This window comes from Vibrio sp. OPT20, assembly GCF_963889365.1.
Taxonomy (GTDB): domain Bacteria; phylum Pseudomonadota; class Gammaproteobacteria; order Enterobacterales; family Vibrionaceae; genus Vibrio; species Vibrio splendidus.
Genome location: NZ_CAWPOA010000031.1, coordinates 1,174,428 through 1,189,129 on the forward strand (window position 1 = coordinate 1,174,428; position 14,702 = coordinate 1,189,129).

Below are 14,702 nucleotides of genomic sequence, written 5' to 3' on the forward strand. Positions count from 1 at the left end.
ATCTGGGTTGCATCAAAGCGACATACATTAATGCTGGGATACCCATCATTTTTGTTGATGCTGAATCGGTTGGTTACCAAGGCACTGAACTTCAATCAGATATCAATAGTGATACCAAAGCCTTGGCTCTGTTTGAATCCATACGAGTACATGGTGCAGTAGCGATGGGTCTTATTGATTCTTTAGAACAAGCTGAATCACGTCAACATACACCTAAAGTCGCGTTTGTTGCTAAGCCTCAAGCGTACCAAGCCTCCAGTGGTAAATCGGTCGCTGCCGAAGATACTGACCTTCTGGTGCGTGCATTGTCTATGGGACAACTTCATCACGCTATGATGGGTACGGCTGCAGTCGCCATTGCTTCAGCGGCGAGTGTTCCGGGCACGTTAGTGAACTTGGCAGGCGGTGAGGGGGCTCGAGATTTTGTGACCTTTGGTCATCCATCAGGAACCTTAAAAGTGGGTGCTAAAGCTATTCAGACGGAAAGTGGGTGGAAAATTGAAAGGGCGATTATGAGTCGTAGTGCCCGAGTGATCATGGAAGGTGCCATTCGTGTGCCTTTTCCCAAGTAAAGCGACTGTCGTGAACGGTTAAATGTTCACGAACACAACGCTGAGAAAAGAGTGCAATCAAGTGCTACTGCCAAAAGCTAGGCGCTTGGAATAATGGATAAATCATGGAGGAGGCACTATGTCTGCTACGAATCGAATGAACAGAAAAACAGATTACATCACCGAGTATCAATGGGCTAGGGAAGACCCCAATTCGTTCTGGGAAACGCAAGCACAAGCGATAGATTGGTTTGAACCACCAAAAACGATATTACAAACTGACGATAACGGTATTGAACGTTGGTTTCCTGATGGGGTGATGAACACCTGCTGGCTCGCGCTTGATTACCATTGTGAAAATGGACGAGGTGACAATACCGCGCTGATTTACGATTCTCCAGTTACTGGAACTCAATCTTCGTACACTTATAATCAATTACGTGACCAAGTGGCTAAAGTCGCTGGTATGTTAGCCACGCAAGGCGTTACCAAAGGCGATCGTGTGGTGATCTACATGCCGATGATTCCTGAAGCGGCAATGGCAATGTTGGCCTGTGCACGACTTGGCGCGGTGCATTCGGTTGTGTTTGGCGGATTCGCCCCTCATGAGCTTGCCGTTCGAATTGAAGATGCCGAGCCGAAGGTGTTGATTACTGCCTCCTGCGGTGTCGAGATAAACAAAGTCTTGCCATATAAACCGATGGTTGATCGAGCGATCATGGACAGTCGTTGGAAGCCCGAAAAAGTGGTGGTATTCCAAAGAGAGCAGTCTCTAGCCGAATTGAACAATGAACGCGATGTACTTTGGCAACAAGCGGTTAGCGATGCATTGCCTCATGTGTGTGTGCCTGTTCTAGCAACTGACCCACTATATATCTTGTATACATCAGGGACGACGGGTAAGCCAAAAGGCGTGGTTCGTGACAATGGTGGTCACGCGGTCGCCATGAAATACTCGATGAGCACTATCTACGATATGCCGCAAGATGGTGTGTTTTGGGCAGCTTCCGATGTCGGCTGGGTAGTGGGGCATTCCTATATTGTTTATGCGCCATTGATTCATGGCTGCACGACCATTTTGTTTGAAGGCAAGCCAGTACGAACACCAGATCCCGGCGCATTCTGGCGTGTGTGTGAACAGTACAACGTCGATGTATTGTTTTCTGCTCCAACGGCATTTAGAGCCATTAAGAAAGAAGATCCTGAAGGTGAGTTGCTCACCAAGTATGACTTATCATCACTCAAGTCGATTTTCATGGCTGGCGAGCGTTTGGACCCGCCAACATTGGATTGGGTTGAATCTCATACCAATAAACCGGTTATCGACCACTGGTGGCAAACCGAAACGGGTTGGGCTATTTCTGCCAATCCAACAGGGCTTGAATCTTTGCCTGTAAAAGCGGGTTCTTCAACCAAGCCAGTACCCGGTTACCAAGTGGAGATCCTCAATGAGTTGGGTGAAATCGCACAAACGAATCAACAAGGGTTTGTGGCACTTAAACGACCATTGCCGCCTGGTTGTTTACCCACGGTATGGCGCAATCATGATCGGTTTGAATCCGGCTATTTGAGTCAGTTCCCGGGCTATTATGTTTCTGGGGACGGTGGCTATCTTGATGAAGATGGGTATCTATTTATCATGGGCCGTATCGACGATGTGATAAACGTAGCGGGACACCGTCTGTCGACGGGAGAAATGGAAGAAATCGTGGGTGGTCACCCAGCCATTGCAGAATGTGCGGTAGTCGGTATTCACGATGACTTAAAAGGGCAGCTACCTCTTGGTTTAGTTGTGCTGAAAGATGGCGTAAAAGTCGATGGCATTGAGTTGCAAGCGGAGTTGGTTGGCAAGGTTCGCAATGAGATTGGCGCGGTCGCCTGTTTTAAGCAAGCTTTGGTTGTTGAGAGGTTACCTAAGACACGTTCAGGTAAGATCTTACGCAGAACTATCCGACAGATCGCAGAAGGCGAACAATATGTGGTGCCTTCGACGATTGACGACCCTACCAGCTTAACTGAAATAGCTGAAAAGCTCGGCAAATAGACGTCGCAGTTTAGGTAATCTCACCTTCGGCTTGTTTATTAATGCATAACCCAGCGTGATGGTTTACCTAAACTCTACTTTATTCATCCGCTTATCCATTGCGTTTACTATGACCTCATTATGAATCCCACATATTGAGGTCTTTTTATGCGAGCGTACTTTTTGTTGATTGCTTTATTGGTCAGTGGTGCTGCTAGTGCCAGTATTTCAAAGGATGAAGCGAGTAGAGTGTTGTTAGAGCCATTGAGTCATCCCAAGATATTTAAATGTGTGTCCAAGACTGGCGTCGATCTCTATCAAGCAGTTTTTGATATGGGCGTGGGGTATGAAGCCGACCCGATTAATTCGAAGATGATCGTTAATTCAAGGAAAGGTCGCTACGAATATCAAATCTTAGGCGCGGTAAGATCTGAAAGAGCTGGTGAAATTGTTGTGTTGACTCGTCATGTGGGAGACGGTGTCAAAGTAGCCGCTATGATTGATGACGAAAATGGCAAGATACTGGGGATCGGCGATAAAAATCATTATCGAGATTGCGGTGTTAGGCCACCACCTAGTGCAGAAAATATGCAAAACTTTTGGTCCAAAGGCTAAGAGCGACATCTGAAAGAGAAGAATTATAGAGAAAGTTCGATTGAGGCGACCTTATTGGTCGCCTTTTTTGTTTGTCAGGCTAAGGCGAGCTCAAAGATATATATCAATAAGTACTTATGCGATGGTTGAATGATACATAACTGAACATGATGTATCGTCTAAACGTGGCTTTATTTATCTCATTAACGGTTCTGCTTAAGATGGCTCTACTCCAAACGAAGAACTAAGCGAGACTCCTATGAAATTCACTAAACCTTTTCTTTTAGCGACACTGATTGTGACTCTTTCTGGTTGCGCATCACCAGCAATGGATAACGAAAATGAGAATGCTGCACGTAATCGTGGTGCTGTGGGTGGTGCTTTATTAGGAGCGACAGCAGGCGCTCTAACTGGAGATGCGAGCTTAGCCGCGAAGGGTGCTGCATTGGGTGGTGTGACTGGTGGTGTTGCTGGTTCAATGAAAGATACGGATGATGCAAGAAACGCACAACGAACCCAAGTTACTGCCGATGGTCTAGCGCAAGACAATCGCACCGATGCAGAAAAGCGAGTTGCTGAAGTAGAGGCTGAAATTAAGCTTATTGAACTAGAACAACAGCTTGCTGATCTCAAAGAAGAGAAAGAGGACAACGGCGCATAAAGCTGAAGCTACAACTAAAGCTAAAGCCTAGATATTCGTTTAATTGAAAATCATTCAAACAGAATGGCCACGTAATGTGGCCGTTTTTGTATCTAAAATACGCACTTCAAACAATGAATTAATTCAATAACTTGTATAGATACTCACGGCAAGTAAACTAGACTCAGTTTAAATATTAATTTGGTTTGAGAAGCGCAATAGTCATGAATGTCACTTTAAGGGCTGCAAAACACACGGATTTGGAACAACTTAACGAGTTAATGTTCGATCTCCACCATCATCACCACCTTGCTAGCCCAGAGCTCTTTAAAACGGCAGAAGAGATTGAGCAGGAAAAAAGCATTGCACGTTACTTGGATGATCCTGAATGCTTGGTTTATGTGGCATTAAAAGGTGAGCTCATTGTTGGCTTTATCTCCGGACATTTTTGTGAGCTTATCTCAACGGTGAGTAAACCAGTGCCGATGGGGAGTGTCGATGAGCTGTTTGTCTTGCCTGATTATCGAAAAGAATCGATTGCTGAAAAGTTGTTTAGCAAAGTTGAAGCGACTTTTGATGATTATGGGGTTGAACAAGTCTTTGTAGAGGTTTGGGACTTTAATTCACCTGCCAAGGACTTCTATCAAAAAATGGGGTTCACACCTCACATTCAATGGATGAGAAAGGCTTTGCACAAAACGTAGACAGCGATTTTGTGCGTGTTTGATTACACTAGAGCAGTCTTTAACTTTTTTCTTATTTTTAGGTAAACTCGTTGGCTATTCGATATTTATTAGTTTTCATATTATCTCTTTTGAGTACTACTTCCGCTTGGGCAAGCAACACTTTGCCCGATCATATTGCGGGCGCTTTGTGTGTAGTACGTGCTGATAACCAAATCGTGTTGGTTGATGAGTTGATCACAGGTCAATTGTCTCTACCGGGAGGTACTGTGGTTTCTGGTGAGCCGCCATCGGTCGCAGCGCAACGAGAAACTTGGGAAGAGGCGGGCTTGTCCGTGACGGTCGGTGATGTGTTGGGATATACCGACAGTGCCGTTGTGTATGATTGTGTCTCTGACTCTGAAGTGATCAGTTACAAAGCTCGAAATGAGTTAGGTGGCTTTGAGCTACCAATCTGGTTTGCTCCTCATTATGGTGTGGAAGTCAGTCGCGCGATGTTATTGCCACCTATGGAGTTGCAAGCCAATCAATACCGTTACCCAGATCAATGGTCTGAGATTAACGAATTCTTTCTATCCGCGACAGATCAACCTGTGACGTATGTGACAGAGCTGGTGGGCGCGGCACCGAAAGTCCATCAAGTTGAATTAAATTGGATTGTGTCGCTTCAAAACGCGTTCGATAATATGCCAAGCGTGTTTGCGAATACTGTGCTTTTAACTGACTCGTTAGCGAAGCCATGGATTTTCATCGTGATATTGCCGCTAATTGCTTGGCATTTTGGCCGTAACTTCGCGTTGAAGTTTGGCTTCACTTTGATCTCGGTGGCATTGCTCACTTTAATCGCCCATCAAGGGTTTAGTTTTCCACGTCCGCATGCTTACTTGCCAACATTGAAGCTAGTGATGAGCAGTGGGTATAGCTTTCCAAGTTTATTGGCTGGCTTGTGGGTGAGTTTAACCTTGTTAGTCTTTTGGAAACTAAAGCGCCTCTTGGAGCAAAAATCGATTTTGATAGTGCTCGCGGGCCTACTGTGGATTATGCTATTTACGTCTTATTCAGGCAGTGCGTTCTTTAGTGATGTATTAATGGGAGGCGTATTGGGCGCGTTAACGACTTGGCACATCGTGAGATTAGATGCGAAACCTGATGTTGATATTAGTGCCTTATTAAGCTCTAAAGGTGTCTGGTGGGCATTGTGCTTACTGTCGATTGTTCTCACGGTGATATGGCCACTGCCAACATTCTCTTTCTGGGTAGCAATTTTGATGACGATTGCATGCTTAGTAACGTTAACGGATTCGAAGCCTTTGGTCGGCCAGTTCTCATTCAAGATTGTATTTGGAGTGATGGCTATGTTGTTAGCGGGGAATCTGCTGATTAGCTGGGCTGGAAGTTTCGTCTCATTCAGTGGCATCGCTTCATTTATCGTTGAGACCTTACGTTTCCCAATATTGATTCTGTTTGGTGTGGTGGCATTTCGTCTGCCATGGAAAAGAGAGTAGGCGAACCGACTAATATAAAATCAAAAAAGGCTGTGCAGTGCACAGCCTTTGTCATTTTTGCAACAAGCAAAAAGTAATTCTCATGAGAACCTGTTCAGCGTTTACGAGTTGAAGATAAACTTTTCAATCGCGATGGCTACACCATGGTCGTTGTTGCTCGCTGTGATGTGATCCGCCAGTTTCTTGGTTTCTTCCATTGCGTTTTCCATTGCAATGCCAAGGCCAGCGTATTCAAGCATATGATGATCGTTTTCAGCGTCACCCATGCAGATTACTTCTTCCGCTGTAATACCCAAGTGCTTAGCTATCGCCTCAATACCGACACCCTTGTTTGAATTTGGGTTTAGGAACTCTAAGAAGAATGGTGCACTTTGCACGATAGTAAATTGAGTCTTAAGCTCTTGTGGCAACTTGCCGATGATTTCAGTCAGCTTGCTTGGTTCTGCGACAATCATAGTTTTGATGATTTCGTGGTCGTCTTCTAGTTGAGAAAAGTCGAACTCGGTAATCTCTAAGCCATTAATACGCGCTTCAATAGCTGTGTACTCATTGTTTTCAGGCGTGATTAAGCCATGAATCTTGCTGAAGGCATGAACATAACCACCAAGCTGTACGGCGAGGGCTGCGATCTCTTTCGCGGCTTTACCATTGCTGATCTCACTGTGAATGAGTTCTTTTGTAGAGACGTTTTGAACCATAGAGCCGTTGTAGAAGAGCACAAAGTCATCTTCGCCGTTGATTGAAAGCTCGTTTAACTTACTCTGCATGCCTTCTAAAGGACGACCAGAAGCCAGAACCACTTTCACACCTGCAGCGCGTGCTTTGGCAATCGCGTCTTTGTTCTCTTGAGAAATTACTTTATCACTGTTGAGCAGTGTGCCATCCATATCAAGAGCAATCAGTTTGTACATGTTGTTCCTTACTAAAAAATTAAAAGCTAACGAAATCTAATGGGCGAAAGGATAAGGGAACTTGAAAGTTCAGGCTAGGGCTTTGATCAACTCATTTATCAGTACTCATTTGTTTGACCAAAAGGGGCAAGTGCTTTAAGGTCTGCGGTTGATTAATTTCATCAAATGATTGAGCTGAGGGTAAGTTGTACAAGATTAATGAAATGTTTGAAACCATCCAGGGCGAGGGCGTATTTACCGGCGTTCCTGCTGTTTTTGTTCGACTGCAAATTTGCCCTGTAGGCTGTTCTTGGTGTGATACCAAACAGACTTGGGAAGCGTTGCCGGAAGATGAAACGAGCCTTGGTGATATTATGGTTAAGACAGAGGATTCACCGACTTGGTCTGCAATTGATGCGCAAGGAATCGTGAATGAATATATCAAGCAAGGTTACACCGCGAAGCACATTGTGATTACTGGTGGTGAGCCGTGCATCTATGATCTTGTCCCTCTTACTGAAGCATTTGAGCTGCACGGTTGTCGCTGTCAGATTGAGACCAGCGGAACATCAGAAGTAAAAGCCACACCGGACACTTGGGTTACGGTGTCACCAAAAGTCGCAATGAAAGCCAAATTGGATATCCTTGATAGCGCACTCGTTCGTGCGAATGAAATCAAGCACCCTGTTGGTACAGGTAAAGATATCGAGCAACTAGATGCTCTTATTGCTAGAGCTGATGTTCCTGAAAATACAGTCATTGCACTTCAACCTATTAGCCAAAAAGAACGTGCAACGCAACTGTGTATTGATACTTGTATTGAACGTAACTGGCGTTTATCTATTCAAACTCACAAATATTTGAGCATCGCGTAGGTTGCATTTGTTTACTGGTCTAGATAAGTCGCTAGTAGAAGATTCTCGTAAGGATTTAAGATGAAAAAAGCAGTCGTAGTATTCAGTGGTGGTCAAGACTCAACAACGTGTCTTGTTCAAGCTTTAAAAGAGTATGATGAAGTTCATGCGATTACGTTTGACTATGGTCAGCGCCATAGACTCGAGATTGAAGTTGCGGAGTCGTTGTCGAAAGAGCTTGGTGTGAAAGCGCACAAAGTGATGGATGTGACTCTGTTGAATGAACTGGCTATCAGCTCTCTGACTCGTGACGATATTCCTGTGTCTCATGAGCTACAAGAGAATGGACTACCAAACTCTTTTGTTCCTGGTCGTAATATTCTGTTCTTAACTTTGGCGGGTATTTACGCTTACCAAATCGGTGCAAATACCGTAATCACGGGCGTGTGTGAAACTGATTTCTCAGGCTACCCTGATTGTCGTAATGACTTTGTGAAAGCGATGAACTCTGCGCTTGTACAAGGTATGGACAAGCCGCTTGATATTAAAACACCGTTAATGTGGCTCAACAAAGCTGAAACATGGGCGTTGGCCGACCAGTACTCAGCACTTGAGCTTGTTCGAAATAAAACACTGACTTGTTACAATGGCATTGTCGGGGATGGTTGTGGCGATTGCCCAGCGTGTGAACTGCGTAAAGTTGGCCTTAACGATTACCTAGGTGATCGTGAAGGTATTATGGCTGAGTTGGTTCGCAAACAGACTGAGAATAAATAACCTCAGGTCAATCAATTGGTTCGTTGTAAGCATCAATGATGCAGTTTCGGCCGTTGCTCTTTGCTTGATACAGTGCTTGGTCAAGCACCGAGTACAAGTCATCAAAGTCACTTAATGCGTTTGAGGTTGCTAGATAAGCAAAACTCGCGGTTACATTAAGTGGCTTATTGCTTTCTGTTAAGAAGACTGAGCTTGATATGGCGTAATGTAGCTCTTCGACGCGCTCTCGCACGTCTACAGGCTTGGTATTGGTTAGCATGATGAGAAATTCTTCTCCTCCTAAGCGACCAAACAATTCGTCATTCATTAAGTGTTTTCGTATTTGCTGACTAATATGGACGAGTGCTCGATCACCAGTAGGGTGTCCATGCTCATCATTGATCGTCTTGAATTTATCCAGATCAAGCAGAACGAGGACATGTTGCTTGTCCGTTCCTTTACAGCGTCTGACTCTTTTGATTCTTCGTATGATCTCGGTCCGGCCATACGCTTTTGTCATAGCATCGATGGAAGCTTTTGCGCGAATCGTTTTGTTTGCTAATACCGTAAAGCTTGCGGCGCACAGCAACAGAATAACAATGATGTTGTACAACCATCTTTGATGTTCCATTTTTTCAATTTGAACGCGGTCGAGCTTTGTTTGATTTATCAGGAAAGAATTTTCCAATTCTTGCTCATATTTAGCGTGGGTCAGGTCTAGTGCTTCAAAAGCCAACCTGTTATCGATATCGCGTGTTTCAATTTGTATAGATGAGTATCGCTGGTAGAAATAGAAAGCTTGCTGGTAATCGCTGAGCGCTTGATGAAGGTCGGAAAGCTGCAAGAGTGACTGAGCGATGTACTTGTGTCTTGTGACTTGCTCGGATACTTCTAGAGCTTGCTGAGCATAATTGAGCGCCTCGTTTGTCAGCTTTTGCTCTTCGAACATATCGCTTATCGCCAAGTAAGCGTTAATACGAATGACGTCGTTACTCAATTCATTCGAAGCTGACAGAGAGTTGACTAAGTAACCTCTTGCCAAATCATAGTCTCTAATTTGAGTGTAAGCTTTTCCTAAGCCAAGACTTGTTAGTGCGATACCGTAGCTATGCGACGATGAGCTCAGCAGTGTTCTTGCTGTTTGAAAGTGGTTAATTGCTAAGTCACTTTGCTCTTGGTTAAGGTAGAGATCTGCAAGGCTATGGTGCACTTGTGCTTTCATCAAATCAGAAGCACTTTCTCTTAGTGTGAGTGCTTCTTTGAGGTACTCTGCCGATTTTTTATATTGCTTTAACTCTTTGAGCAAATTACCCACATCGTTATAGATCCCCGAAATGTCATGTCCTTGTGGGAACACGTTTATCAGTGATAGGTAGGTATCTAGCGCGGCTTGATAGTCACTGCGGAAATGGTGATTGTTAGCGAGGACTCTATAAGTTCCAAACTTTGGTAACACAGGGTCAGCGATGTCATGTAAATCCGATTGAAGTGCAGTACAATAATAGTTTGCTTGATGGTATTTTGCTTGCTCGTTCAAAGATCGACATAGTTGGTATTTTAGTAGCGCTCTTCCAGTTAAATCACTGCGCGATTGCATTTTCGCTAATAGGGTCAAAAAGCCTTGTTGCGCTTCTTCATATTGGCCTTGGCCGTCTTTCATCAATGCAGAAATAAACGCTTCTTCAATCGCTTGGTACTCACTGTCGTTTGAAGCGATTCCATAGAATGGTTGATCTCGGTGGCTCATGTATTGATATAACAGAGATGAAAGGTAAAGCTTATCTCCATAGACGGTTGAGCCAATGTAACGGGTTTGCAGCATGTTTAACGCACGCGATGGGGAATGAGTTAGAGTCGAGAGATAGAGTGCATTCCAATCAGCATTTGGAGTTGTGTTTGAATTTAAATTGGATGAGTTGAAAGGAGAGTCTTGGTGACGATCTTGTGTTGATACTTGGCCATGAGAATAAAAGCTAATGAACAGTAGAAGGGCAATAAAAACAGAGTGAGTCACAAGAAACTATCTATTAGATAAAGAACGATATTCTATTATTAGTTTGATGTTGCTTCAATTTTTGAATGGTATGGGTAGGAGGTTATGCGAGGTAAGTCTCTAATTTGTTGATATTTATCAGACGTGTATCGGTCGTACTGTTCGCACGACCGATATCGGAAATTAGATGTATAATTTCGCTAGGTCAGAAGGCTCAAGTTCTTTGCCTTCTAATGTTGCATTCCAGTTAATACCAACAAGAACGCCGTCTTCAGCTAGAGTCAGTAACCAATCTTCTACAAAGATATCTAGTGGAATTTCTAATACTTCGAAGTCAGCCCACTCTTCAACGTTGTGAGTCTGAGCATCTTCTTTTGAAGACCAAAAAGGCATCACTTCGCTGCTTTCGAATTCACTTGAGTCACATGCTAGCCAACCTTCTTCATTGCGAAGGCCCCATACCAGTTTAGTTTCTTGTGTTTCAGAAACGAAAAGTTCTAGATTTGCTTGAGTATCAGCTGTTAGTTTGCTCATGGATTAATTCTCTATGTTGATAACGACGCAAGATTAACATTATAGACGGCTTAGGTACATGCTATTCAAGGAATTATCACCATACTGAAACGTTAACTAAAGATCACGTTTCAGTATGGTAAGCGCAGGATAGAGCCTACTTTTTTATTTTGGTGAAGATGTGCCACTCTTCTTTGATGTTGCCTTTAAATCCAACAACGGAAGCGACAACTTTTCGATGTAGTGCGTGATTAACTTGGCTGTCATCACTGCTGAATTCAGAGTCGCCATGACCCACGATGTTGACTCGAGATGGTTGAATACCATTACTGATTAGGGCACGTCTTACGTGGGATGCTCGCTCTTTTGACAGTTTTAAATTGTGTTTGGCATTGCCGACTTTGCTGGCATAACCTTGTAACTCAATCGATGTACCCTCGTAACGCTTCAAAAACGCAGCCATCTGGCGTATCTGCCCTAGGAAAACAGGGTTAATTTCCGTAGAGTTATTAGCAAAGAGTATGTGGAGCTCTTTCTTTTCTGACGATTCAAAATATGAACCACAACCGTCGTTATCGATCTCTGCACCAACTTGCGTATCGGGACATAGATCTCGCGCGTTAATTACGCCGTCATTATCATCATCTTCGAGATCATAAATTTGCGTGATGTCTGGAAGAGCTCGATATTCAAATTCTTCATTGCTTGTTTCAGCTAAAACGTTGGCAGAGACAATCATGAGACAAAACGGAAATACAGTCTTTATCAGCTTCATTAGTATTCTACCTTTTCATTCCATTCTTGAGGGGTTTCGACGCGTAACCCAGTTAACAGGTTTCCTGTTGCATTCATTACTCGGTACTTCGCGTATTGTTCGTCGTATTTGGCATCCAGATAGCCCTTGCGGGCTTCGAATAGTTCGTTCTCGGTGTTAAGCAAATCGAGAAGTGTACGTTTACCGATACGGTATTGTTTCTCATAAGAGATAACGGTGTCTGATGCCGAGTCTACGTGGTCAGATAGAAACTCTTTCTGTTGAACGGTTAAATCAAGTGCGCTCCATGAAAGACGCAAGCTCTCTTCTACATTACGGTAAGTACTCTCGCGGAGGTCTTTCGCTTTGTTTAGTTGATAAGCGGCACTTTCTGCACGGTCTTGGTCTGAACCGCCGTTGTAAAGGTTGTATCTTAAACGAACCATCGCAGAAAACTCGTCACTGCTGCCTGGAGTGCCACCGGCATCATCGCGCCAGGTTTGAGCGGCTTCAAAAGAAACCGTTGGGTAGTTGGTGCTCTTAGATTGCTTGTATTGAAATTTCGCTGAGTCTACATCGGCTTGTGCAATCTTAATTACTGGGTGCTGATTAAACGCTTTTGCTAATGCGCCATCAACCGTGTAAGGGATAGCGCCTGCATCTGCGCGAGGGAAGGTTAACCCTAGCGGAGATTGACCCACAAGCCTTTTGAATTGCGTATGAGTGTCAAAAAGGTTGTTTTGCGCCGCAAGTAAATTACCGTGTGCTTTAGCAATACGTGCTTCTACCTGTGACATATCTGCCGTTGAGCCAATACCTGACTCAACACGCTTGCGAATATCGCTGTATATTTTTTTGTGTGTTGCGAGGTTGTTTTCAGAGAGTGAAAGCACTTCATAGGCTTTTACCGCATCGAGATAAACTTTGGTCACTTCTAATGCGATATCTTGAGCATTAGATATCAATTGATAACGCACTGATTCTGCATCAGCCGCGGTACGGTCAATATCATTCGATGTATTAGCCCCATCCCAGATAAGCTGAGTTAGCGTAATTGTCGCTTCTTTCCGAGTCAGATCGGTCGTGCTTGAGTTAGTTGCTAGATCGGTATGCTCGTAACCAATGCCTCCATCCAAATCTATACTTGGACGATAAGCACCACCAGAAGCATCATTAAGATATCGCTTACTGACGTATTCGTTATAAGCACTTTTGATTTCAGGATTACTTTCTAAAGTGAACGCAACGGCTTGTTCTAGGGTTTGTGCTGTCGTCGGCAAGCTCATACTTATAGCTAACCCTAATGTTGTCATTTGAAGCCTATTCAATGTGCATCTCCCTAAAGTTAGCTCGCATCCAAGTCTTGAATTCGTGCTGTTATATACGAAATTTAGATGAACCGCCAAAAAAATTACGATCGCTAAGTTGGCGCTCGCAAATGGTTGTCAAAATGTTAACCGATCAGTGTGCGTTTTATGGTGTTTTTATACACGTCAATCTTACGTTTTTAAATCTACTATTTTCCGCAAACACAATAACTTATATTACTGGTGTGAGCACTAAGATTGTTATGCGATGTGATCACCGTCATCAGCTTGTCACTCAAGTTGTTAAATACTAGATTCATAACTAGGAATTATATGACTTTAAGTGTTATATTTTAACTAATATTATAAATATAATGTCACTATTTTGACGTTAATGACAAGAAATGCTTTTTTAGGGGTTTATATGGACATGACAACATTGAATTTGGGTGGTGCATTAGCACTTGGCCAGCGCATTGTTATCTCGGTAGATGGTACGATTAAAGTCTTAGAAGAAGGCCAACCACTACAAGTAGGGGATGTCGTTCTTGAATCTCAGAACGGGTCCAATGAACCTCAGGTATCGGCAAAACGCTTCTCATCAGAAGAAGGCGAAATTGAGCTCGACCAAGATATTGCGAATATCTTTGCCGCATTAGAAGAAGGTCAAGACCCGACCGAGCTAGGTGAAGAGTTCGCAACGGCAGCTGGTCAAAACGGTTCAAGTTTGGCTTCTAGCGGAACTATTGAACGTGATGGTGAAGAAACCATTCCAGGTACAGAGTTCGTTACTACGGGTTTCGAATCATTGGGCTTATCTCGCACTCAAAGCCTAAGCCTACTTGACGCTTATCGTTCATTGACTGAAGCAGCAACGCCTTTAAACAGCAACCCATCTTTTGTTGACTCAAACAATGCTGAAGCTAGTGACGTCGTCACCTTTACTACAGATGAAGATACACCTGTTAGTGGCACTTTGTCGGCTTCAGACGAAGATGGTGATGATCTGTCATTCAGTAAAGCAACAGAACCATCAAACGGTACTGTCGTTGTCGATGAAAATGGTGATTGGACTTATACCCCCAACGAAAACTACAACGGTAACGATAGCTTTACAGTTGTTGTATCAGACGGCCAAGGCGGCACAGACACAATAACCGTTAATATCGGTGTTACTCCTATTAATGATGCGCCTGTTGGCAATGACATTTCAGTAACTACCGATGAAGATACCCCTGTAAGCGGAACGCTAAATGCAACAGACGCAGATAGTGATCAGTTAACGTTCAGTAAAGGCACTGATCCGTCGAATGGCACTGTAGTAGTCGACGAAAATGGTAATTGGACATACACCCCAGATGAGAATTACAACGGCTCTGATAGTTTTACTGTTGTGGTTGATGACGGCAAAGGTGGGATTGATACCATTACGGTTGATGTTGGGGTTACGCCAGTTATTGACACGACCGGGTTAAGTCTATCTGCAACAGGCATGGTTAACGAAGCGGGCGGCACCATCACTTACACGGCGACACTGACGGCGCCGGCTGAAGGCGCGGTGACGGTGACGTTGGATAACGGTGAAAGCATCACCATTGCGGACGGCGACACCACGGGTACCGTGGATGTGGTTGTGGCA

14 protein-coding genes are annotated in these 14,702 nt (G+C 44.0%); 9 read left to right on the forward strand and 5 right to left on the reverse strand.

Going from position 1 to position 14,702, the window contains the following annotated elements:
* From AACR09_RS06325 to AACR09_RS06350, 6 genes are all read left to right on the forward strand, one after another.
* On the forward strand, nucleotides 1-572 hold a 572-nt coding region (locus AACR09_RS06325; RefSeq protein WP_322621727.1), incomplete at its 5' end, for a PrpF domain-containing protein.
* Between the two features lie 118 nt (nucleotides 573-690).
* The gene (locus AACR09_RS06330; RefSeq protein ID WP_193836197.1) at nucleotides 691-2,595 is read left to right on the forward strand and encodes a propionyl-CoA synthetase; all 1,905 of its coding nucleotides are present in this window, start codon (nucleotides 691-693) and stop codon (nucleotides 2,593-2,595) included.
* A 147-nt stretch (nucleotides 2,596-2,742) separates the two neighbouring features.
* Nucleotides 2,743-3,189, forward strand: coding sequence for a hypothetical protein (locus AACR09_RS06335; RefSeq protein WP_121603194.1), 447 nt, complete (start codon nucleotides 2,743-2,745; stop codon nucleotides 3,187-3,189).
* A 238-nt stretch (nucleotides 3,190-3,427) separates the two neighbouring features.
* Nucleotides 3,428-3,829, forward strand: coding sequence for a glycine zipper domain-containing protein (locus tag AACR09_RS06340; RefSeq protein WP_004733606.1), 402 nt, complete (start codon nucleotides 3,428-3,430; stop codon nucleotides 3,827-3,829).
* Nucleotides 3,830-4,032: 203 nt separating this feature from the next.
* Complete coding sequence (locus AACR09_RS06345) at nucleotides 4,033-4,512, forward strand: GNAT family N-acetyltransferase (protein WP_193836198.1); 480 nt, start codon at nucleotides 4,033-4,035, stop codon at nucleotides 4,510-4,512.
* A 71-nt stretch (nucleotides 4,513-4,583) separates the two neighbouring features.
* The gene (locus AACR09_RS06350) at nucleotides 4,584-5,996 is read left to right on the forward strand and encodes a bifunctional NUDIX hydrolase/phosphatase PAP2 family protein (RefSeq protein ID WP_193836199.1); all 1,413 of its coding nucleotides are present in this window, start codon (nucleotides 4,584-4,586) and stop codon (nucleotides 5,994-5,996) included.
* Between the two features lie 101 nt (nucleotides 5,997-6,097).
* Here the strand turns inward: AACR09_RS06350 and AACR09_RS06355 are convergent, their stop codons facing one another.
* A complete protein-coding gene (locus AACR09_RS06355; protein WP_193836200.1) occupies nucleotides 6,098-6,907 on the reverse strand; it encodes a Cof-type HAD-IIB family hydrolase in 810 nt (269 codons plus the stop codon).
* Nucleotides 6,908-7,092: 185 nt separating this feature from the next.
* Between AACR09_RS06355 and queE the strand changes: the two genes are divergently transcribed.
* Both queE and queC read left to right on the forward strand, forming a co-directional pair.
* Nucleotides 7,093-7,761: a 7-carboxy-7-deazaguanine synthase QueE gene (gene queE, locus AACR09_RS06360; RefSeq protein ID WP_322621728.1), complete on the forward strand. Its 669-nt coding sequence runs from the start codon at nucleotides 7,093-7,095 to the stop codon at nucleotides 7,759-7,761.
* A gap of 60 nt (nucleotides 7,762-7,821) precedes the next feature.
* Nucleotides 7,822-8,517: a 7-cyano-7-deazaguanine synthase QueC gene (gene queC / locus AACR09_RS06365; protein WP_004733611.1), complete on the forward strand. Its 696-nt coding sequence runs from the start codon at nucleotides 7,822-7,824 to the stop codon at nucleotides 8,515-8,517.
* Nucleotides 8,518-8,524: 7 nt separating this feature from the next.
* Here the strand turns inward: queC and AACR09_RS06370 are convergent, their stop codons facing one another.
* The 4 genes from AACR09_RS06370 to AACR09_RS06385 form a co-directional block, all read right to left on the reverse strand.
* Complete coding sequence (locus AACR09_RS06370) at nucleotides 8,525-10,510, reverse strand: tetratricopeptide repeat-containing diguanylate cyclase (RefSeq protein ID WP_193836202.1); 1,986 nt, start codon at nucleotides 10,508-10,510, stop codon at nucleotides 8,525-8,527.
* A gap of 162 nt (nucleotides 10,511-10,672) precedes the next feature.
* The gene (locus AACR09_RS06375) at nucleotides 10,673-11,023 is read right to left on the reverse strand and encodes a DUF2750 domain-containing protein (RefSeq protein ID WP_004733613.1); all 351 of its coding nucleotides are present in this window, start codon (nucleotides 11,021-11,023) and stop codon (nucleotides 10,673-10,675) included.
* 136 nt (nucleotides 11,024-11,159) lie between these two features.
* On the reverse strand, nucleotides 11,160-11,777 hold the full coding sequence (locus AACR09_RS06380; protein ID WP_193836203.1) for an OmpA family protein: 618 nt from the start codon (nucleotides 11,775-11,777) through the stop codon (nucleotides 11,160-11,162).
* Nucleotides 11,777-13,084 (reverse strand): TolC family outer membrane protein, encoded by a 1,308-nt coding sequence (locus AACR09_RS06385; RefSeq protein WP_102501111.1) that lies wholly within the window; start codon nucleotides 13,082-13,084, stop codon nucleotides 11,777-11,779. The genes AACR09_RS06380 and AACR09_RS06385 overlap by 1 nt, the downstream gene beginning before the upstream one ends.
* Before the next feature lie 403 nt (nucleotides 13,085-13,487).
* On the opposite strand from AACR09_RS06385, the gene AACR09_RS06390 reads away from it, so the two are divergent.
* Nucleotides 13,488-14,702 (forward strand): Ig-like domain-containing protein (locus AACR09_RS06390; RefSeq protein ID WP_193836204.1); only part of this gene is annotated, 1,215 nt, incomplete at its 3' end.

Coding starts and splice junctions, on each gene's coding strand:
- AACR09_RS06375 (WP_004733613.1), bottom strand. CDS start 11,023: ATGAGCAAACTAACAGCTGATACTCAAGCAAATCTAGAACTTTTCGTT.
- queC (WP_004733611.1), top strand. CDS start 7,822: ATGAAAAAAGCAGTCGTAGTATTCAGTGGTGGTCAAGACTCAACAACG.
- AACR09_RS06330 (WP_193836197.1), top strand. CDS start 691: ATGTCTGCTACGAATCGAATGAACAGAAAAACAGATTACATCACCGAG.
- AACR09_RS06345 (WP_193836198.1), top strand. CDS start 4,033: ATGAATGTCACTTTAAGGGCTGCAAAACACACGGATTTGGAACAACTT.
- AACR09_RS06355 (WP_193836200.1), bottom strand. CDS start 6,907: ATGTACAAACTGATTGCTCTTGATATGGATGGCACACTGCTCAACAGT.
- AACR09_RS06340 (WP_004733606.1), top strand. CDS start 3,428: ATGAAATTCACTAAACCTTTTCTTTTAGCGACACTGATTGTGACTCTT.
- AACR09_RS06335 (WP_121603194.1), top strand. CDS start 2,743: ATGCGAGCGTACTTTTTGTTGATTGCTTTATTGGTCAGTGGTGCTGCT.
- AACR09_RS06380 (WP_193836203.1), bottom strand. CDS start 11,777: ATGAAGCTGATAAAGACTGTATTTCCGTTTTGTCTCATGATTGTCTCT.